This is a genomic window from Pseudomonas sp. GWSMS-1 (assembly GCF_049847425.1).
In the GTDB taxonomy this organism is placed as follows: domain Bacteria; phylum Pseudomonadota; class Gammaproteobacteria; order Pseudomonadales; family Pseudomonadaceae; genus Aquipseudomonas.
Map to the genome: position 1 here is coordinate 1,262,385 of NZ_JBMHHV010000005.1, position 21,437 is coordinate 1,283,821.

Consider the following 21,437-nt stretch of genomic DNA (forward strand, 5'->3'; position numbering starts at 1 on the left):
CGGTTGGTTTATTTTTTGTTCTAAAAAAGCACTGAAAGTTTATTTTAGGTGGGTTTTATAAACCCACTGGAGGCGGTGATTGATGTCTGAGCAGTCTGCACAAATCGAACGGATCATCGACGGCCTACAGCAGCAGTTTGCCGTCAGCCGAGTGGTTTGGTGGGAAGATCCGATGGGCGAGTTCAGCGAGACCTTGGAAGCGCTGACCTTGCAGAATGTTCAGGTTTTGCGCCGCTCGAAGACGCCAGCGCTGGCGATCAAGCAACAGGTCGAGTTGCTGAATCCGAGTGGCCTTTTCCTTATTTACGAAGACAGTCATCGCCCCGAGCCAGAGCAGGATTGGTTGCTGGATATTCGACTTTATGCCGCGCCATTTGCAGCGGATCGTACGTCCATGCTCTTGCAGGAACTGGGACTGCGTCAGCACAGTTTGCGTGAGCACCTGAAGCTGCGTAGTGCGTTCTTTGCCAGTAAAGATCGGGTAACCAAGCTCCAGCGACTGCTCAATCCGGATGACGATGAGGCAGCGTTAGATCTGAAGATCCTCGCGGTATTGGCCAAGGTTGAGCAGGCTGAATTGTTTGCAGTGCTCACGGCTATTTTTGCCACCTTGGCCGAGGCCGAAGAACTTGAGAATAACCCTCTGTGGGAGTCGATCTGCAAGTTCGACATGCAACCGGTGTTCTGGCAGCTGATGTTGCAGGCCTTCGGTTATCAGAATGGCGAACCATCCCTGCGGCATTTCCTGGTGCGGTTGTTTGCAACTGATATCGGGCATGCCTTGCATACCCATGCCCCGACCAACCTCAAGGCCCTTCAGCTCAACCCCGCACGCGCTGCAAATGTCGCGGTCTTCTTGTCGCAGTGGCGCGACAGCACCTTGCGGCAGCGTGCATATGATCGTTTATCGAAGCGGGTGGCGGCAGATTTGCGCCCGACAGAGTTGTTGGCTCAGGTGCCCTTGGAGGCACTGATGGCCGTCAGTACGTTTGTTGATGTTGAGCGCCAGATTGCCGAGCGTTTGCGAGATGCCGTGCTCTCTAATACCAGCGAAGCGGTTGGCCTGAAATTGCGGGATATGGCTAGCCGGCGCATGGATGGTTACTGGGCCAATCCTCGCTGGCCAGATAACGAGGACGCCAACCGTTCGGTGTGGTACGCCTACTACCGTTCGCTGATTGCAGCATCTGAACTGTTCGAGCTGAAGCTACGTTACGCCGGTGGTTTTTCTTTTGCTTCCGCTGAGGCCTGCTACAGCGCTTACACCGGTGAGCTTTATCGTTTCGATCAGCTCTACCGGATGTATCACGAAGCCGCTGATGCTGTGTACGCACGTAGTCCGGACGCCTTGTCCCCGTTGACCTCCCGAGTTGAGCAGGACTACTTGAATGGCTTCCTGCAACCGCTGGCACAGAAGTGGGGCAGCTTCGTCGATGGCGGCCTGCTGCAACAGTGGCAATTGCCTGACCTACCCAATCAACAAAACTTCTATGCCGAGCAGGTGGATCGCTATCTGAAAGGTGGCGAGGATCGTCGGGTGTTCGTGGTGATCAGCGATGCGCTGCGCTACGAGGTGGCTCAGGAGCTGAGTGAGTCGCTAAATGGTAAGTATCGGTTTGCCGCAGAGCTGAGCAGCCAACTGGGCGTGCTGCCGTCATACACCAAGCTCGGTATGGCCAGCCTGCTACCGCACAAGTCACTGAGCTACACCGATACGGGCCTGGTGCAAGTGGATGGGCTGAGCAGTGATGGCCTGGAGGCTCGCAACAAAATCCTGTCCAGCGTAAATGGCTTTGCCCTGCGTGCCGAAGACTTCCTGACGATGAACAAGACCGATGGGCGAGAGCTGATCAAGCCTTACCGGGTGATTTATATCTATCACAACAAGATTGATGCCGTTGGCGATACCGCAAGCACTGAGAGCAGCACCTTCAGTGCTTGTCGCGATGCTATTGAAGAGTTGGAGTCTATTGTCAGTCGCATCATCAATAATCTGAACGGCCATCGGGTGTTGGTCACAGCGGATCACGGCTTCCTGTTCCAGGATTCAGCGCTTGAGGCTTTAGACAAGAGTAAGTTGGTCAGCAAGCCCTCTGGAGCTGTGGTCTCGAAAAAGCGCTACCTGATTGGTCGCAACCTGGGCAGTAGCGACCAGGTGCATGCTGGATACACCCGGAACACCGCAGGCATCAGCGATGACATGATGTTCTGGTCACCACGCGGGGTGAACCGTTTCCACTTTGTCGGTGGCGCACGGTTTATTCATGGCGGAGCTGCGTTGCAGGAAGTGGCTGTGCCAGTGCTCAAGGTGCAACAGGTGCGCGGCCCGAAGGCCAAAGACACGGCGGTGCGCAAGGCACAGGTCACGGTGCTGGGTAACAACTTCACTATCACCACCAACCGCTATGTGTTCAACCTGTTGCAGACAGAGGCGGTCTCCGAGCGGGTGCTGCCGGCAGTGCTGCGCGTAGGACTATATGATGAAGCCGGAGAGGCGGTATCAGCGGTGGAGCTGGTTTCCCTGGACAGCGACTCGCAGAATCTTGACCAGCGCCAACGCAAGGTGATTCTGACGCTATTGAACCGTCCGTTCTCTTCCAGTGAGCGCTATTTCTTTAAGCTGCTAGACGCCGAAACTGACGTTGAGCAGTTCCGAATTGATGTCCGTATCAACCTGGCGATTAGCAATGACTTTGACTTCTGATAGCGGCAATCTTGACCTGGATCTTGATGCTCTCCTGAACCGATTTTTTACCGGCAAAGTGGTGCGCAAGGATCTGACCAAGCGTTTGAAGGAAGGCATCAACGTGCCGGTGTACGTGCTTGAGTATCTGCTCGGCATGTACTGCGCCTCGGACAACGAGGAGGTCATTGCCGATGGCTTGGAAACCGTTAAGCGTATCCTCGCTGAAAACTACGTTCGCCCCGACGAGGCCGAAAAGGTTAAGTCGAAGATCCGCGAGCGCGGTAGTTTCAAAATCATCGACAAGGTTTCAGTCAGCCTGAACGAGCGTCGCGACATCTACCAAGCGCTATTCATGAACCTGGGTGTCAAAGATGCCGAGATCCCCAGTCGCTTTATCAAGGACTTCGAGAAGCTCCTCGCTGGTGGCATCTGGTGCATCGTGACCATGAATTATCACTTCGAGGAGGGTGGTAAAGGCTCGCCCTTCACTGTGCATGACCTCAAGTGTTGGCGCTGATGGAAAATTGACCCACCCTGCCGATTGAAATTTGACCCAGGGCGGATTGCTGATTTTGTTACCAGCAACTGTGGATAAGTCTACCAGCGCAGCTGCTGTTGCCCCCACTCCTTCGCTAGCCCAGTTCAGTTGTTTAAGACCTGCCACATGCAGCCATGTAGCAGGCCGTCGTCGCCATGAAATCAGAACGGCTCATCGTCCTCCGGTTCTTGGCCGCCCTTACGCTTTCGCTCCCGTGATTTGATCTTGGCCTGGGCCGCCAAGCTACTGTGTTGCAGTCGATAGGACTCGTTACCGGTTTCGACGATGTGGCAGTGGTGGGTCAGCCGATCCAGCAGGGCGGTGGTCATCTTGGCGTCGCCGAACACGCTCGACCATTCGGCGAAGCTCAGGTTGGTGGTGATCACCACGCTGGTGTGTTCGTACAGCTTGGACAGCAGGTGAAACAGCAACGCACCGCCAGCCTGGCTGAACGGCAGATAACCCAGTTCGTCGAGGATGACCAGATCCATGCGCAGCAGTGCCTGGGCGATCCGCCCGGCTTTGCCGTCGTGTTTTTCGCGCTCCAGCAGATTGACCAGATCGACCGTGGAGTAGAAGCGCACGCGCTTACCGTGCCGGGTGATGCCGGACACGGCCAGCGCGGTGGCTAGGTGGGTTTTACCGGTGCCTGGCCCACCGATCAGCACCACGTTCTGCGCGGTGTCGGTAAAGCTCAGATTGGCCAGCTCGCTGATCAAGCGAGCGTCGGCGCTGGAGGCGCTGAAGTCGAAGCCGGCCAGATCGCGGTGCATCGGCAGCTTGGCCATGTTCATCTGGTGGCTCACCGAGCGCATGGCGCGATCTGTGTGCTCTTGTTCCAGCAGGTGTTCGAGCAGCCACTTGGACGAGGCTGTGTTCGACTCACCCTGTGCAGTTAACTCCGCCCAGGCCGTGGCCATGCCGTGCAGGCGCAGCTCCTTGAGTTCCGCCATCAAATCACGCATGACCGACCTCCTCGGCCTGGCCACGCAGGCGGTCGTAGCGCGCCGTGTTAGCGACGGGGGCTTCCTTGAGCGACAAGTGGGTTTCGACGCTGGGTGGTGGTTCGGATGCTGTCAGCCGTGCCACGACATTGAGGATGTGTTCGGCGCTCAGGCTGCCGCTCTCCAGTACCAGCTCAACGGCTACCAGCACGGCATCGAGTCCGGCGACCGGTACGGCAGCCAGGACTTGCGCCATGATCCGGTCACCGCCGGCATGACGCCCCAGACCGTGCTTAAGCTGACGCAGCGGCGCTGGCAGATCAGTAAAGGGCGCTCCGTTGCGCAGCGCGCCGGGCTTGCGCTCAATCAGCGGGATGTAGTGCTGCCAGTCGTAGCTGACCTGTTCGCGATCCAGCAAGCGCGCATGGCTGGCAATCAGCGCATCATCGGCCACCACCTCGATGCGGGTCGGATACAAACGGCTGCTGACCCACTTACCCGCGTACTCACACGGCACCGAGTAACGGTTGCGCCCGACGCTGACCAGGCAGGTGCTGGAGACCCGCGCAGGCCGCTCGACGTAACCGTCGAATGGCGCTGGCACAGGCATCAGTTCGGCGCGCTCCAACTCCAGTACCTCGGCCACACTGAGCCCGCTGTATTGAGGGTGCGTCAGCTCGTTCCAAAGCGCGCGGCAGCGCTGGCCCAGCCAGGCATTGAGTTCCTCGAAGGAGTGAAACTGGCAGTCCTGGGCGTCTAGCCAGATACGCCTGCGGCTGTCTTGCACGTTCTTTTCAACGATGCCCTTTTCCCAACCAGCGGCGACGTTGCAGAAGTCCGGATCGAACAGGTAATGCGCGCACATCACCGCAAAGCGCGCATTCACCGCCCGGCCTTTGCCCTTATTGACCTTGTCGACGGCGGTCTTCATGTTGTCGTAGATGCCCCGGCGCGGCACGCCGCCCAAGGAGCCGAACGAGCGTGTATGGGCGTCAAATAACATCTCATGGCCCTGGCTCGGATACGCCACAAGCCAGAACGCACGGCTGGCACACAGCTTCAGATGTGCCACCTGCATACGCCGGTAAATGCCGCCGACCAGCAAGCCTTCCTCGCTCCAGTCAAACTGAAACGCCTCGCCAAGAGCAAAGGTCAGCGGCACAAAGGCCTGCGACGCCTTGCCCTGTCCCCCTCGCCAGGCACGGATAAACGCGGTGAGCTGGCTGTAGCCACCGTCATAACCTTCGGCTTTGATTTGCGCCAACAGCGCCTTGGCACTGCGCCGCTGTTGCTTGGGCCGCAGCGAATCGGCTTTTAGCGCCTGCTCCAGCGTGGCGTGAAAAGGGCTGAGTTTGTTGAAGATCGCGCGGCGTTGGTAGACCGGCGGCTTGGCCTCAGGTGCTCTGACCCACTTGCGAATCGTGTTGCGCGCCAACCCGGTGCGCTTGGCTATCTCATGCAGCGACAGCTTGTCGCGGAAATACATCCGGCGGATTTTGCCCATCATTTCCATACTGATCACCCTGTGTTCTCCTGCTCAAAAATTGAGCAGAAGCAGTTGAACACCTGGGTCAGTTTTCAGTCGGCAGAACAGCCTCTACTGGGTCAGTTTTCGGTCAGCGGCAACACCCAATCGGCCAAAAGCAGCCTCCGACTAGGTATGTGCTTCCGACCCAAGGCAGATAATGTTGAGGAGCGCTTGATGATCATTTCCACATTGAGGCAGAGCTAGGTCGGCTAAGTGCATACTGTCGCTATGTCGCTGAAATGGATTAGAGGTGCTTTGACCACTGTCCTTGTTCAGCAGGCATAAACTAGGCGGCTCTACCGTAAAAATTCAGATGAACACTAACGTACAAGGACGCACGCAATGGCAACGCACAACGATGCTACCGGGTATCTCCTCGCCTATCGCGATACCGTCAATGAGGTGTGGTTCCACGCCATCTGCGACCACGCAATACAGTCTAATGGGGAGCCACTCGTTGACTCGGATCTCGAAAAGCTCTGGAACTACTTTCTCGGAACCGAAGCGTTCAGCCCTGTGGCTGCCACACCTCCTCAGTTGGCTTTACCTGCCAAGGCCGCCGCGCAGACTTACCACCTAGAGCAACTAACCGCATTCCGAAACTTCAAGCGTCTGAGCCCATCTCTTACGCTCGACTTGCCTAAAAAAGTAACTTTGATTTTCGGTAAAAATGGCGCGGGGAAGTCCAGCCTCTGCCAGGCACTGAAAGTACTATCTAATCCCGAAAAGCCAAAAGAGCCGCTTACCAACGTCAGAAGCAAAGCAAAGGTACTGGCCTCGTTTGGATATAAATTCAAAGACTTACCGAGCATACAGAACTGGAGCGAGCTAGATGGCTACGGCGTGCAAGCACAAGCACTTAAGTATTTTGACTCAACCATTGCCATAAAACACGCGACAGGCTCGTTAAACCCAGAGGCTGTCGTTGAGATCTCTGTATTTCGGCTGGAATGCTTCGAGTACGCAAAGAATTACATCAAGCAATTTCAACAGTTTTGCCTGACAAAAATCGACGCAACACGAAATAGTACAAATCTGGCGATCACTGCTCTTAAAAACAGGGTCGTTACTTCTATCGACATTGCCACTGGCGAGTTCGCCAGTTGGGAGGCGACCAATACGCGCCCCATGCTGACGTGGATATCAAGCATACCCGCCTACGACCCAGCTACAAAAGAAACTAGAACCCAGCAACAGCAGCTACTCCAGCAACTTACTGCCGCTACGAGCCAGGAAGGGAAAAAATCGCTTCAAGCAGAACAATCACTGTTATCTCAGTTCGTGTCCACCCTGCGTTTGTTTAAGTCAACTTGCGAAAAGTATTCCCCTGCCGAGGTAGTTCTGGTCATGAACACACTTCAGCAAAAGCAGGCCGCAAGCATAGAGTTAGGCCGCGCCGTTTTTCCTGAAGGGACTGACCCTCAACTGCACCAGAAATTAATCTTTGCAGCAAATAACTCTACGCCGTTGTTAACAGCGCAGTCATGCCCACTCTGCCTTCAGGAAGTTTCGCAGACACGCAGCGTGCTCTTCAAAAGCTATCATGAGTACCTGATATCTACTCTGCATGCAGAAATCGACCAACTCAAAGCACGCCAGGATAAGTTAAATGAAGCGTATGCTGTGGTCTACAATCTTCAGAAACCAGATACTTTGATTTACACACCTCACTTTTCTCCCGAGTTCATACTGGGCTTGAATGCCACTTTAGATCGCATTGACAGTGCGATTCGCGAGAAAACCATAACCGATGAAATGATCGAGGATTACTCGCAATACCTGCAAATCGATGACTATATCGACAAAATCTCCGAGCGCCATACGCAAATTACTTCAGCTCTTTCGCTAGCCTCTGCCGACCTCGATAAAACACAAGCCGAAATTAATAGGCTGCAAAATGCGATTAGTTTAGACATCGTCTATGAGGCCGCCTTCAGCATTAAGGAGGATGCCGTCGCGCTATGCAATGCAGCTATTAGCTTCGAGGAGGCAGCAGAAGTTGTAAACGGCTTCAACTTCACTCCCCGCCTGGCTGCGGTGACTGCAAGGATGAAGGAAGCCCATACCGAGTTGGTTTTGAATTCGTTTATTCCTCACCTTGATAACGAATATAAAAGGCTGAGCGGCTCATCTTTAGAGCAGATGGGCGTCAAACTCGCCACCCAAGGGGCGGAGGCCATCGTTACACCTAAGGTTGGTGACAGCCCAGTACATCGGGTGCTCAGCGAAGGTGAACAGAAGGTGCATGCTCTAGCAGTATTTATGTGCGAGGCATCGACCACGGCACATCAAGTGCTAGTTCTGGATGATCCTGTCACCAGCTTTGACTACAACTACGTCTCGAACTTCTGCGAAAGACTGAGAGACTATGTACGGGACAACCCTAGCGCCCAAATTATCATCCTTACCCATAACTGGGACTTTTTTGCCAATCTTCAGTCGACGTTTAACCGCTCAGGCTTGGATCATTGCTTGTCAGTGCAGGTGCTTGAAGACTGTTCAACAGTGTCTGAGTACGTCGAAAAATGGGACGAATTGTGCTCACAGATAGAAGCGTACACCGGCTCGTCCGATGAGCCCTCCAGCGCCGAGAAAGAACACCTTTCCGGCCTCCTTCGCAGGCTGATTGAGCGCATCACTAATGGCTATGTATTCAACGAACAGCGCCATCAGTACAAACACAAAGGTCTGAATATTTCGACCTTCCATCAATTTACAAAGCTTGTCCCTCTTCTGCCTCAAGAGGCTGACAAACTCAGAGATCTTTATTCAAACCTCAGTCCCACCGAGCATGATGATATTCGCAATTTTTATTCAGGAAAGTCGCGCGACCAATTTAAATCTTGGTATGACGATCTAATTACCATGAAGGCCGCCTTACTGGCGAGGAAGCCGAAATGAATGTAGATAGTTGCAACGTATATTCTGAGCGTGACCGAATGTAAGAGTTGGTTTTCCCTAGTCTGAGCGCCCGCTTCTGGCCGCTCTGAGCCTGTCACATCAGGCAGGAGAAGGCCAGAAGCGGTCATTGAGTGTTTATGAATTCAGCTGCAATTCAGGTGGCCGCTTGCGCATCTGGGATTGTGGCGATTCGAAGCTCACCAAGCAGGTGTTTATATCCGGTTAGAAAACGACTGAAACTATGTCCAGAACCGAGAGACCTACGTGACCAACGCAGAGCACTCCATCCGGCATCTATTAGATCGGATGCAGCAAAAACGAATTCAAGCGTATCTGTTAAAAAGGCCAGGAAAGGTTCAATTTTTTCGTATTCAAGCCCATCCAAACTACCATGCACAAAGTAATTTCGAAGTTTGACGGCAATACCAGCAGCGAACGCAAGATCAGGGACTTTATCCCCCAACTGACTCTCCACGATGGTTGCACGGTAAAACACTTTTTTGGGCAGCGATGGCTGCCCCATTCGGCCTAACGCTCCAAGCACGCTATCTCGATCAACACCTTGTGGAATTTTTCTGAGCAGTTCCCTACAAGCTCGCTTTGCCTCAGCAAGTTCTGGAGATAGTTGGTTTTTAGCTGGCGCTGCATCTGCGGGAAGAATGTCGAACATATTCGCAGCGGCCACAAGCCGGTCAAAATCGTAATTATTTCCTTTTCGAAGGCAGCCTAGATATCGCGTTCGTGCTGTATGCCACGATTCGTGGCGTTCAACCCAGTTGGCCAAGACGGCACGGAACTCTTCTGGGGCATGAATCGGATCTAGTGGCACGTCTCCGGGATGAGGCTTGTAGTACTCGCTTTTCCGACCAGTTTTCCATGGGAAGCAAGGAAATACTGAAAGCACTACTGGAACGCCGTCAACCGACTGCGAAGTTTCTAGTTGAATGTGTTTTATACCTTGAGCGCGCCCTGCCACTACGGAAAGAAAGCAACCAATGTCATACATTCTCTGGAGACTTTCAGAGAATGTGGCTGGCTCGCTGGGCTCTATCGACACAACCATCCTGTTTTTGATGTAGACACCGGCAGGCCCTCCCATGCCATAGCTTGGCCGGTGATGGACTGAAATCTTGCCTATGGACGATGGAGCCTCAATCACACAACCCTTGCCCGTGTAGTAAGAAACTATTGGATGCTCGCCGGCTTGGACAGGACGCATCTTACGGCGCTCTTCGAGAACAGAATCGATAATTGGGAGGGCATTTATAACAGTGCTGAATGCATCAAAGTCATAGAACAGATCCTGCAAATCCGTAGCTGTAAAGTGAATTGCTTTGATGCATGACGCCTCTGGATCAAGATGTGAGGAGCCAATTGATACATAGTGTGGAAGGATGTCAGCGTGATACTGGCATGAACCATCCGTTGAATAGCGCGCCCCATGCCCCGAGCTAAGACAATCGATAAGAGTGATGTAGTCCCCTGTGTAAGCGATCCCTTTTACATGCTCAACGTTTCCCACATGAAGGGGCTCATTGGCATGAACCTTCAAGATTGTGCCTTCTCCATCGAGTGCTAACTCACCGACCAGGTTTTGATCACTGGATATCTGGTAAGTCCCGAGGTAGCGATTAGAAGAGCTTCCTTTCGTCTTTTTCATGGGCATCCTAGTATGGTTACCAAAACCGGTTACAGGCAACACTCAGTCAGAATATTTAGGGCTTACGACAAGCTCAAGTCACCATTATTATGCCTGCCTTTAGCAGGATCTAACATGTCGCAATAGGCTAGACCCGGCCAGTAGACACAACTCGGACGCATCTAAAAATTTAGAAGTAATTCAGCGGGATAATCGCATGCGATTACATACACCTGTTTGCCAGCTCAACTTTGATGTCGTCTTTTGTCTGCTCTTTTAGGAAATCAAGCAACTGCTCTCCAGTGTAAAGATGGAGGGAGATCACGCTTTTCGTCCAGCACAGAAGTTGTGATTCCATGTCAACTCCTCCCGAAGTGAAGTACTCGCGACCAAGATAGCGTATTGGCTGCCCATTTGCATTGCAATCGCGCCAGGGTACAAAAGCGTAGTGAAGCGGTAGCTCATTTATCTCCCCTGTCTGACAGCCAACATATATTTTTTCAAGCTCCAAGGCTGCGGTGCTGTGTACTAAGTCATGACGAAACTGAATTAATGAAGACGCTCCTGGCAAGTCTTCCCATTTGTTTATAATCGGCGGCGGCAAAAACTGAGTGCAACACCTGACCTTTCCGGTACGGTGCTGCCCCTATGTCTTATTCCGAACTCAGCGTTGAAGAACGCGCCACCATTCAAATCAGCCGTGCCCAAGGGTTCAGCCTGCGCAAGATTGCTTGCTTGATCACCCGATCCCCTTCGACCATCAGCCGGGAGCTGCGCCGCAATCGAGATGTCTGTGGTGGCTACTCGGCCCGCATGGCCCAGCAGCAGATGCAGGCCCGCCGCCAAGGCTGTCGACCGAAACGAAAGCTGTTGCCGGGTGGTGAGCGCTTTCAGTTGGTGGCCCATATGCTGCGCGAGCGTTTGTCTCCCGAGCAGATTGCCGGCAAGCTGCGCAGCATGAACATTCCCAGCCTCAGAGATGCATACGTCTGTCGCGAGACGATCTATAACGCCATCTATGCCTTGCCGGTCGGCGAGCTGCGTAAGGAGCTGATCATCTGCCTGCGCCAAAGTAAGACGACGCGCCGGCCGCGCTCTGGCGGCGTGGATCGGCGTGGCCAGATCCCCGAGATGGTCAGCATCCATGTGCGCCCACCGGAGATCGAAGACCGACTGATGCCAGGGCATTGGGAAGGCGATCTGATCAAGGGCAAGGCCAACGCCTCGTCTGTAGGCACGCTGGTAGAGCGCACCAGTGGCTACCTGATGCTGGTAAAGATGAACGACGCGACGGCGACCTCGGCGATGGAAGGCTTCAGTGCAGCGCTCAATGGCATGCCGCTGGCGATGCGCAAGAGCATGACCTACGACCAGGGCCGAGAAATGGCGCGGCATGCTGAAATCACCCAGCAGACCGGGGTGGCGATTTACTTCTGCGATCCGCATAGCCCTTGGCAACGCGGCAGCAACGAAAACATCAATGGCCTGATCCGCCAGTACCTGCCCAAGGGCACGGACTTGTCGGTACACAGCCAAGAAGAACTCGACGCTATTGCACTGCAACTGAACATGCGACCGCGTAAGCGCTTCGACTTCAAGTGCCCCATCGAAGTTATGGGTGAGGTGATGCAGAAGGCCATGGCTATGCGGCATGATGCTCCAGCTTCAATTCAATGACCGTGTTGCACTCAGCTCCTGCAACCGCCATCGCTTTAAAGAAATCTTGAGGGAGAGTGTTTGCTTTTGTCTTATAGAGATCGGAAAAATGTTTTCCTTGGGTTGATTTAAATTTTTCAGTGGGGCGAGAGCTGGCATTAACAAAGTGAATTAGCTTGCTCATGATATCGAGAGATGTGCATAGAGAGATTACACATATCGTAGCAAGGCTTGCCGCTTGATAAGACTTTGGCCCGGAATGAACAATCTCTGAGACGTCCATATGTTCACGAGCCCAGTTTTCCTCAGCTATTGTCGCACGCTGGACTATAAGAAAATCAAGAAGCGACCGAATCGACCGATTAAGAAGAGCCATTAGATCGCTACACATGCGCTCAATTTGAATATGCGAAAGTCTAATGGCTATGCAGCTTGGGGTGAAAGGCACCGTGGAGTTAATTGCAGCAGTAGAAATATGTTTATCAATGAACTCTAGGACGTCTTTGCTGCCGCTTCCAAAACCAGTTTCGAAATAAGCTATAGGGAGCATGGCTGATACGCCATCATAAGTCTCAACAAGATTTCTACCCACCTGCCAATATCTATAATGATCTGAAATCTTGGATACATAAAAGTTCTCTAGCTCAAACCAATTGGCGAACTCTGGCGAGGCCATCGGATTTAAGCACTCCTCACTACAGAGGATGCTCACGCGTGCGAGAGTACTGATAGTCGCTGATAACTCTTCAATATCTTTGGCTAAGAAGGGGGTCGTGCACACGCCGAATACATCTTCCAATACATAACGTTCTCCCCCTACATTACGGGCGAACAATCCTTTGCTTGTGAGATACCGCATCGCTGATCTTTCTCTGGCTGCCTGGAAACATTAGCAGTATAACCAGGTCATTGCGTAAAAATGCTTCCATCTCTCCGAGGATCAATAAAGCCCACTGAGCCGTTGATCACCTCCACAATGCACTAGGCACGCTCAATAAAAGCTGCTTAGCACCAAGATTAGCATCGCTGACATCAGTTACAGCTTGAGCTCACTCAACGTCAGCAAACTTTGCATAATCATTTAAAGCTAGGACAGGAATGACGTCAGCCAATCCGGCAGGGTGAGGTGTAAATCAATCCCAGGTGCGAGCAAGTTTGTGGACAACCCCATTTCTACCCAATCTCAGTGACCGCTTCTGGCCGCATTGAGCCTGTCGTAACAGGCAGGAGTCGGCCAAGAGCGGACAGTGATAGAAAAAGGCTCTGTTCGCGTTCATCGTGGGTTCAACTGGTCTATTCAGCTGGAGACCCCGTACTTGCTGGGGATAAGACCAAATCTATGGATTTCCTGGAACCCAGCAGCGAAACCCATCTTGGGCGGAGCCAACGACGAACGCGAACAGAGCCTAGAAAAATGTGCAACTTGAAAAAATGCACCGTGGCTAGCTGTAATCGAAGTGCCTAGGACGCGCTTGACCACTCCGCAAAACGACGAAAATCAGGCAGGAGTAGATCACTACAGTCGGGTTCGCGATGGTAGTCCTCGATTGCTACCGGCTTCACAAGCTGGTGTAGTGGTCTACGCTGAGGTGGCAAAAGGCCGCCGCCTGCTCCCTGCTCTGAATTCCAGGATGACGTGCGTCATATCTAGGGCCGCCCCTTAGCTTGTTCCCTAACTCCCCCTCTCCCACGGATGCGAGACATGATTGAATCGATCACCCTTTCCGGCATAGCGACCTACAGCCCCGTAACCCCCGAAACGATTCAAAACCTGAAGGCCGTGAACTACTTCTACGGTGCAAACGGAGCAGGCAAGACAACGATCAGCAGGCTGATAAACAACCCAGCATTTTCAACTGCCTCCAAGGTCACGTGGGCGAAAGGCAATCAGATTCCGGCAATGGTCTACAACAACGACTTCATCGCTGCGAATTTCATTGATTCGAAGCAGTTCAAAGGTGTGTTCACGCTGGGGCAGGCCGAGCAGGCGCAACTTGATCGCTTGGAAGAGCTAAAGAAGGAAAGAGACCGCAATGCGCTGTTCAAAACAAAAGCGCAAGAAAACCTGAATGGCCCAGACGGTAAGAGCGGGAAGATCGCCGAAAAAAATGCCTTGGAAGCAAAGCTAGTAGCACGGTGTTGGGAACAAAAGCAGAAGCACGACGATGAGTTTCAGGGGGCTTTTACAGGCCTGAGAAATAACCGGGAGGCCTTCAAGAATAGGGTCTTACAGGAGAGCAAAAGTAACACCTCCCAGCTGGTTGATATCGAAGACCTGCGCAAGCGCGCAGGCGTACTTTATGGTGACGTACCATCACCCATGAATGCTGTCTCCAACCTTGACCTGTCTCGCTTGGTCGCGCTTGAGCAAAACCCTGTCCTGAGCAAGAAAGTGGTTGGCAAAGAGGATGTCAATGTATCTGCGATGATCCAGCACCTAGGGAACAGTGACTGGATTAGGCAAGGTATGAAGTACTTGGGCCATACCGACGATGACTGTCCTTTCTGTCAACAGAAACTGCCGCATGAATTCGAAAAAAGCCTTGAGGATTATTTCGACGAAACATTCGAGGCTGATACTAGAGCTCTATCGCAGTTTCGGGATACTTATAACTCGGTAGCAGATGGCCTGTTATTCCAGGCTCAAACGGTCTTGGCTACGGATTGTTCTCACTTAGATATAGAGAAGCTTGATCTTGAGTTGCAGGCCCTGAATGCAATCATTTTGGTGAACAGGCAACGCATTGACCACAAGGTGACTAGTCCCAGTATTGACGTGGCGTTGGAAGGTCTTGCAGAGATTCCGCTTAGAATTTCTGAGCTGATCAATTCAGCCAACCTCAAGGTCTCTGAACATAATCGTCTTGTTTCGGGGTTCTCCGTTGAGCAGAATAAGTTAACAGGTGCGGTGTGGCGGCATCTTCTTGATGTTGAGCTTAAAGACACTCTTGCTGATTACACCAAAGATTTTGACCGTGTCGGTAAAGCAATTGATGGCATCACTGCAAGCATGGATAGGGCAGCGGTAGATATATCCAAGACTGATGCAGAAATTGCAAAGATTGAAACTTCGCTGACAAGTGTGAGACCTACTGTCATTGCGATCAATAAAATCCTGAAAGACTTTGGGTTCCGAAGTTTCTCCCTGGATCCTGCGTGTGCCGAAAATTCATATCGCCTAATCAGAAGCGATGGAACTGATGCTAAAGCAACACTCAGCGAAGGCGAAAAGACCTTCGTTACTTTCCTTTACTTCTATCATTTGCTCAGGGGAAGTATCACGACCTCGGGTATCAGTACTGATCGGATAGTCGTCATCGACGACCCGGTTTCAAGCCTGGATAGCGATGTTCTGTTCATCGTGGGCAGCTTGATCAAAAAGCTTTTCCACGAGGTTCGCCAGAAAGGGAATAACCTAAAGCAGGTCTTTGTCCTGACCCATAACGTGCACTTTCATAAAGAAATCACCTTTAACCCGCAGAGGGCTGGAGATGCTTCTATTAAGGATGAGACGTTTTGGGTAGTACGTAAGCCCGATCACTTCTCGAAAATTGAAGGCTTTGAGAACAATCCTATTAAGACGTCCTATCAGCTGCTGTGGGCAGAGTTGACGAAAAAGCCATTGCCGGCGCTTACCATTCAAAACACCATGCGCAGGATCTTGGAGAATTACTTCAAAATCCTAGGAAACATAGATACGCATGTCATCATCGATAAGTTCGAAGGACAGGAAAAGGTTCAATGCCAATCATTGATTAGTTGGGTTAACGACGGATCCCACTATTCGCCAGATGATCTGTATGTGGCAATAAGCGATGGTATGGCGCACAGCTATATGAAGATCTTCTTCAAGGTCTTTAAGGCTATGGAACATATGCCTCATTATAAAATGATGATGGGCCGAGACTTTGTCGATTTAGATCCTGTTGAGGTGGCGACGGAAGATGGGGAGCTGGTGGGCGAAGCAGGCGGGGCTGCCGCCGGCACAGACGCATTTAACATTGTTGCAGGGGCGGCTGGTGGTGAAGGTGCTGCCGAGCCATTGAGTACTCCTACGTCCTTGGTAATCCCCATTGTAGCGCAGCCCCCTGAGCCATTCTCAGCTGGGGTGGATGGTTCGGAACCTGATACCCCATTCTGAGTCGATTGATCATGAGCCGGCGTGCCTGGTGGTGCGCCGGTTCAAGAGCTTCTGCCTCGGTCTGATACTCGCCATTGAATCGTCCCCGGCTTTGTAGGCGCCTCCAAACCTCAAAATAGAGCTTTGGTGAACGTCCGCTTTTGGCCCAGAGTGTGTAAAAACGCATCGGTAAACCCTTGCTATGATTTCCGAGAATCTCAGCGCAAGGGACGCCCATGAAACGGTTTATCCAGGGTGAACACCGAGGTCAAAGTACCTTACTTCCCGAAAGCCTCGACGACTACGTCAGCGATACCAATCCGGCACGTGTGGTCGATGTCTTCGTCGACGAACTCGACCTAGCCACGCTAGGTTTTGATGGTGTCATTCCAGCCGAAACCGGCAGACCTGCCTACCACCCTGAGATCCTGCTGAAGATCTATATCTACGGCTACCTAAACCGCATCCAATCGAGCCGACGCCTTGAGCGAGAAGCCCAACGCAATGTCGAGCTGATGTGGCTGACCGGGCGATTGATGCCCGACTTCAAGACCATCGCCAACTTCCGAAAAGACAACAGCAAAGCCATTCGCGGTGTATGCCGCCAGTTCGTTTTGCTCTGCCAGCAGTTGGGATTGTTCAGCGAAAACCTAGTCGCCATCGACGGCAGTAAATTCAAGGCGGTGAACAACCGAGACCGGAATTTCACCAGCGCCAAACTGAAGCGGCGCATGGAAGAAATCGAGACGAGCATTAGCCGTTACTTGGCATCGCTCGATGCGGCTGATCGACAGATTCCTAGCGCCTCCGCGCCAGACACTGCCAGCCTGGAAGATAAAATCGCCAAGCTCAAAGCGCAGATGAAAGAGCTTCAGGGGATTGAAACTCAGCTCAACGATTCCCCTGACAAACAGGTTTCACTGACCGACCCAGATGCCCGTTCGATGATGACGCGCGGCAGCGGTATCGTCGGCTACAACGTGCAGACGGCTGTCGATACGCAGCATCACCTGATCGTTGCTCACGAGGTCACCAATAGAGGCTCCGACCGTGATCAGCTCAGTTCAATGGCGAAGCACGCTCGTGAAGCCATCGGCACAGAAACGTTGTCGGTAGTCGCCGACCGAGGCTACTTCAAGGGCGAGGAAATACTGGCCTGCCATGACGCAAACATCACCGCCTATGTACCAAAGCCGATGACCTCCAGCGCTAAGGCAGAAGGACGGTTCAACAAAGATGCCTTCGTTTATGACGCTACGAAAAACGAATATACCTGCCCGGCTGGGGAGGCACTGATCTGGCGATTCTCCAGCGTTGAGAAAGGCATGAATATGCACTGTTACTGGAGTTCAAAGTGCCAGAGTTGCGCGCTGAAAACCCAGTGCACGCCAAGCACAAATCGTCGAGTAAGGCGCTGGGAACATGAAGCTGTGCTGGAGGAAATGCAACGCCGGTTGAACCAAGCACCGGAGATGATGCGGGTTCGAAAGCGGACTGTTGAGCATCCCTTCGGGACGCTCAAACAATGGATGGGGCAACGCACTTCCTGACTCGAAAACTGAACGGGGTGAGCGCAGAGATGAGCTTGAATGTGCTCGCCTACAACTTGAAGCGGGTGATGAAAATCATCGGCACCGAAGGCTTGTTGAAGGCGATGACGGCGTAAAAGCCCCAGCTTTTGCTGCTCCAGGAGGTGCCACAGCGCTTCATACGCGCTCTGAAGCGTTACCGGCGCTGATCGTGGTAAATAATCGGGAAGTCGCCACGCCCAGGAGCAATGGACTGAAGCACGCACGATAAGAAAGTGTTTTTACACACTCTGGGCCGTTCACTGCCGAGCATCACTACGACGTGATGTGGTCAAGTCGAACACAAATTGACTAGCCAGCGGTTGTGCAAACGGTTAGTCAAGTCACCGTAATTTCATTCTTTGGAGGGGCTGCCAATCGGCAGCCCCTCCAGCAAGCTGGCCCGAATCATTCGGCATGCAGAATGGTGGTATCGTGAGTCCGAGGCTTATCCTGCCTGTTCTTGTTATCGCTGAGAAGCTCGACCTGTCGTCGTAAAAGCTCAAGCTCATCGAGCAGTGCTTGCTCAGTGCAGCTCTGCTCAATCACTTCACCTGTGTCCAGGTTGAGCCAGCGAGCATCGGCGATTCTCACTTCTTTGATTTGACGATCATTTTCCCTTCGACTGTCGGCACGCCGCTGGACGGCTGTGCGCATTTCATATTTGCTCTCCGGGTTGCCGTGGTTGATCAGCAGTGTCGCGGCTTTGTCACAGTCATAGCCATCGGTGCGGAACAGGAAATCCAGCAGCATCTGTTGATCGGCATGGGCTGAGTAATACGGTGACATATCAATTACCTCTGCCTGGCCGGGTGAAAGGCTATCTATGGGCGCAGGGGATGCTGTGGCACGCTGCATCAGCTCGGCACCTTTGCTGCCTCCAGACTGGTAGCCCGTGAGGATAACGGTGTTGCGCGGATCGTTACCCCAGCGTTCCAGATAACTCACTACTGGGCCGTTGTCGCACATGCCGGCGCTGGCGATGACGATATCGGCCTCAAAATTGGAGGGCTGCTTGGGTTTAATCATGCTCAGATAGCCCCCATCGCCTGCTTTGAAGCGACCATTCTCGACCAGGCGCTGCAACATGGCTTGAATCTCATTAGCATTCATTGCCAGTGACTTACACAATTCAGCATTCAGGTATTTGAACTTACCGTTAGGCGACTTACTGCACAGGTGTTTTGCATACACCTGAGTCACCGCGTGGCCCAGTGGTGCATGAACATTGGCAGTAACTGGCTGATCATTGCCGCTATACCCAAGTGCCTGTCTGCTGGCTGGCAAATTAACTTTCATCCAGTGCAGGACGTCCATCAGTAACTCCTGAGCACGGTGCAGGGAGAAGGCCGGCATCAAGACTTTGCCGCCCTTTACGAACAGAGTGTGTGCGATGACTTCAGCCAGACGTGCCAGGCGTAGTTGGGAATCCTGATGCTCTTGTGCCCGCACACGTCCGCCGTATGTGGACTCAACAACAATGTAGTCCGTATCAGCGAACGGTTGTTGGCCGCTTTTCATCAGCGGCAGATAGGCGTTCTCATCGGTCTGGCAGCCAACATCACCACTGAAGCAGATGGTGCGATCAGCTTCACCCACTTTCCAACTGATACTGATTAAACAGGCACCCAAGATATGGCTGCTGCGCAGGTAGGCCATCCTAATGCCTTCGGCCAAGCGGACTAATCGACCCCATTTGAAGCCTGGGTCATCATCCAGAACGCTCCAGCGAATCTGCTTCACCTCGTGTTCTGTAAACATGCCGCTTACCCGTGCTGCGTCCAGCAGCATAAGTTCGGTAATTTCACGAGTTGCACGGGTGGCGTAAACCATGCCGGTAAATCCCTCACGTATCAGCCGGGGCAGCAGGCCACAGTGATCGATGTGCGCATGAGTGAGCAGCACATATTTGAGACGCGCAGCTTGGAAGGGGAACGCTTGGCTATTGGCCCATTCCTCCCGCTCTGTACCCTGATGCATGCCACAGTCCACCAGAAATTGAGTGTCAGAATCGGTGTGGTGCAGCCAAGTGCACGAGCCACTGACACCCTCGATGGCGCCAACAAATTTTATTTTCAACATGACTATTCCCTTTTTGGGGCGACAGTAGGCGCTGCTCTTGGGCATTCAGCCGAGCTGTCAGTAATAAGTTTTTTGGGTGTTGCGGAACGCGTTAGGCCTAGTCGATTATCGGCTTGATAACGGCTGGTATCGGGAGGCGTGGGTTATCTCACTCATCCTCGTCTGAGCCTTCTTCCCAGTCGTCTGGGCGCTCGTCATAGCCACGTGACTGCCAATACGCATTGTTGTTTTCGTTCAGTTGATTCGCATGGTTGTCGCGGTCGCTTTTATCGCTCATTGTGATCTTCCTCTCTGAATTAGCCTGCCTAGGGCCTGTTGCGAAGGCGGCCTCAGTATTCGTTTGCTGCTGGCAGCTTCGATAGGGAACTGACGAGGAAATTTTCATTCGGCTGAGACGATTAGGCCGTATCACTACGAGGGTCATATGTATCACAGACCGATTCATGATGAGGTCATGAGCCGGGCATCACGCTTGGCGAGTGACTGTCATCCACTGGTAGCTGAGCGCCATGCAGGTGAACTGGAGCGTTATGCGCGGGTGACGTCTGCCTGTGATGCTCTAGAGTCTTTTCTCGGATGTCGTCCGCGAATGGATGACGACGTCTTCGCTTTGCTCTCGCAGCGTCGCGCACAAATCGCTGATTTGATCGCGATGGCCAACCTCGACACCTATGAGCAGGAAGTGCCCTTTGGCTTGTACTTGGCGATACCGTATTTTCCGCGCTGCTCAGACAAACAGCCCGTATGGCTGGTGAATCGCACACCCAAACCCATCACCTATCTCAGCCGGTCACTCTATGCGTATGCGAGCACGGATGATGGCGTCGATGAGTATCGGACAGCAGGCTCTGCGTTCAAGGATGGGATTGCAGTTTCTGCCTCGATTGCGCCGGGCGAGAGATTGCAGATTGATGATTACTCAATGAGTTTCGACGGTGACTTCGTCAGCAATCGCCGGATTGTTCTCAGCATTGATGATGAGCGTCACGAATGGTTTGTCAGTATATCGAAGCTTGGCGGCTACCTCTGGGATGAAAAGCTTCATGGGTTTCATGCGCTGAAGGATCTCACTGAGCGATAATCGAGCAGTTGTAAGAGCTGGCGCCGAGGGTGGGGCAGGAGAACCCAAAGGCCTCCGTAGCAGGCGTAGAGCATTATGCAGCCAGCAACACGATGAATCCGACTGATGTCACCGTGCAGCAATCTGAGCATGTCTATTATTTCTAGCTCACCCTGTTGGGGCGGATCTAAATGGTGCCGGAGCAGATCACCGGTTTGGTCTGAGGTGTGGCAGGATGAGACCTGGATGATAGCCTGCGTCTATTCTGCGTCGGTGTAGAATCACCCGGCCAGGCGCAAGCTGAACGGGTGCTGAGTGCTCCCCTAGGGATCAGGGGATGACTTTTTTGCCCCGCGTATTTTGGGGGCAAAACTGGGGGCAAAATCCAGGCCGCTACAAACCGTTCAAAACCAGCAGATGCCGGATTCATTGAGCTCTAGATGTGCGTGGGGCGGTGTGGGCGTGCAGTAGACAGCGTTCAAATCCCTAACGGATTAGATGCGGGAGTACTGGGGATTTACTGCTAAGGCGGTTAGCATTTACTTGGGAGATCGTTGCAGGCGACCGGGAATTTAAGGTGTTTGCGTCGAGGGTTCAGCGCGAGAGCGTCACCAAGGTGAGTGTAAGTTTTGGTGCTGAATCCACCAGAAATGCTGCGCAAAAAGGCCTCTGGAACCCGCATTCTACCGTTTGCAAAATCGCGATTGGTTGTCAA

Annotated in this window: 12 protein-coding genes and 1 pseudogene; 7 read left to right on the forward strand and 6 right to left on the reverse strand. The window is 52.8% G+C overall.

Annotated features, from left to right (window positions below; genetic code table 11):
* Nucleotides 1-82: 82 nt before the first annotated feature.
* Nucleotides 83-2,704 carry a BREX-1 system phosphatase PglZ type A gene (gene pglZ, locus ACEPAJ_RS09525; protein WP_425914644.1) on the forward strand — a complete coding sequence of 874 codons (2,622 nt, stop codon included), beginning with the start codon at nucleotides 83-85 and terminating at the stop codon, nucleotides 2,702-2,704.
* Nucleotides 2,688-3,203 (forward strand): anti-phage BREX system Lon protease BrxL, encoded by a 516-nt coding sequence (locus ACEPAJ_RS09530; RefSeq protein ID WP_425914645.1) that lies wholly within the window; start codon nucleotides 2,688-2,690, stop codon nucleotides 3,201-3,203. Before pglZ ends, ACEPAJ_RS09530 begins: the two co-directional genes overlap by 17 nt.
* Before the next feature lie 182 nt (nucleotides 3,204-3,385).
* Here ACEPAJ_RS09530 and istB read toward each other — a convergent pair whose 3' ends face one another.
* Both istB and istA read right to left on the reverse strand, forming a co-directional pair.
* Entirely contained in the window at nucleotides 3,386-4,189 is an 804-nt protein-coding gene (gene istB / locus ACEPAJ_RS09535) for an IS21-like element ISPst3 family helper ATPase IstB (RefSeq protein WP_003459721.1), read from the reverse strand.
* Nucleotides 4,182-5,681 carry an IS21 family transposase gene (gene istA / locus ACEPAJ_RS09540; RefSeq protein ID WP_425917916.1) on the reverse strand — a complete coding sequence of 500 codons (1,500 nt, stop codon included), beginning with the start codon at nucleotides 5,679-5,681 and terminating at the stop codon, nucleotides 4,182-4,184. The genes istB and istA overlap by 8 nt, the downstream gene beginning before the upstream one ends.
* A gap of 357 nt (nucleotides 5,682-6,038) precedes the next feature.
* On the opposite strand from istA, the gene ACEPAJ_RS09545 reads away from it, so the two are divergent.
* The gene (locus ACEPAJ_RS09545) at nucleotides 6,039-8,597 is read left to right on the forward strand and encodes an AAA family ATPase (RefSeq protein WP_425914646.1); all 2,559 of its coding nucleotides are present in this window, start codon (nucleotides 6,039-6,041) and stop codon (nucleotides 8,595-8,597) included.
* Between the two features lie 154 nt (nucleotides 8,598-8,751).
* Here ACEPAJ_RS09545 and ACEPAJ_RS09550 read toward each other — a convergent pair whose 3' ends face one another.
* The gene (locus ACEPAJ_RS09550) at nucleotides 8,752-10,257 is read right to left on the reverse strand and encodes a HEPN domain-containing protein (RefSeq protein ID WP_425914647.1); all 1,506 of its coding nucleotides are present in this window, start codon (nucleotides 10,255-10,257) and stop codon (nucleotides 8,752-8,754) included.
* A gap of 627 nt (nucleotides 10,258-10,884) precedes the next feature.
* Here ACEPAJ_RS09550 and ACEPAJ_RS09555 point away from each other — a divergent pair.
* On the forward strand, nucleotides 10,885-11,913 hold the full coding sequence (locus tag ACEPAJ_RS09555; RefSeq protein ID WP_153376404.1) for an IS30-like element ISPa59 family transposase: 1,029 nt from the start codon (nucleotides 10,885-10,887) through the stop codon (nucleotides 11,911-11,913).
* On the opposite strand, the gene ACEPAJ_RS09560 is transcribed toward ACEPAJ_RS09555, so the two are convergent.
* On the reverse strand, nucleotides 11,879-12,751 hold the full coding sequence (locus ACEPAJ_RS09560; RefSeq protein ID WP_425914648.1) for a hypothetical protein: 873 nt from the start codon (nucleotides 12,749-12,751) through the stop codon (nucleotides 11,879-11,881). The genes ACEPAJ_RS09555 and ACEPAJ_RS09560 overlap by 35 nt on opposite strands.
* Before the next feature lie 843 nt (nucleotides 12,752-13,594).
* On the opposite strand from ACEPAJ_RS09560, the gene ACEPAJ_RS09565 reads away from it, so the two are divergent.
* Nucleotides 13,595-16,033, forward strand: coding sequence for an AAA family ATPase (locus ACEPAJ_RS09565; RefSeq protein WP_425914649.1), 2,439 nt, complete (start codon nucleotides 13,595-13,597; stop codon nucleotides 16,031-16,033).
* Nucleotides 16,034-16,248: 215 nt separating this feature from the next.
* Nucleotides 16,249-17,678, forward strand: a pseudogene (locus tag ACEPAJ_RS09570) (IS1182 family transposase).
* Nucleotides 17,679-17,988: 310 nt separating this feature from the next.
* On the opposite strand, the gene ACEPAJ_RS09575 reads toward ACEPAJ_RS09570, so the two are convergent.
* Both ACEPAJ_RS09575 and ACEPAJ_RS09580 read right to left on the reverse strand, forming a co-directional pair.
* Complete coding sequence (locus ACEPAJ_RS09575; RefSeq protein WP_425914650.1) at nucleotides 17,989-19,662, reverse strand: MBL fold metallo-hydrolase; 1,674 nt, start codon at nucleotides 19,660-19,662, stop codon at nucleotides 17,989-17,991.
* A gap of 148 nt (nucleotides 19,663-19,810) precedes the next feature.
* Nucleotides 19,811-19,939, reverse strand: a complete 129-nt coding sequence (locus ACEPAJ_RS09580; protein WP_425914651.1) for a hypothetical protein — start codon at nucleotides 19,937-19,939, stop codon at nucleotides 19,811-19,813.
* 147 nt (nucleotides 19,940-20,086) lie between these two features.
* Here ACEPAJ_RS09580 and ACEPAJ_RS09585 point away from each other — a divergent pair, with 147 nt between their 5' ends.
* Complete coding sequence (locus ACEPAJ_RS09585) at nucleotides 20,087-20,743, forward strand: hypothetical protein (RefSeq protein WP_425914652.1); 657 nt, start codon at nucleotides 20,087-20,089, stop codon at nucleotides 20,741-20,743.
* The last annotated feature ends 694 nt before the right edge of the window (nucleotides 20,744-21,437 follow it).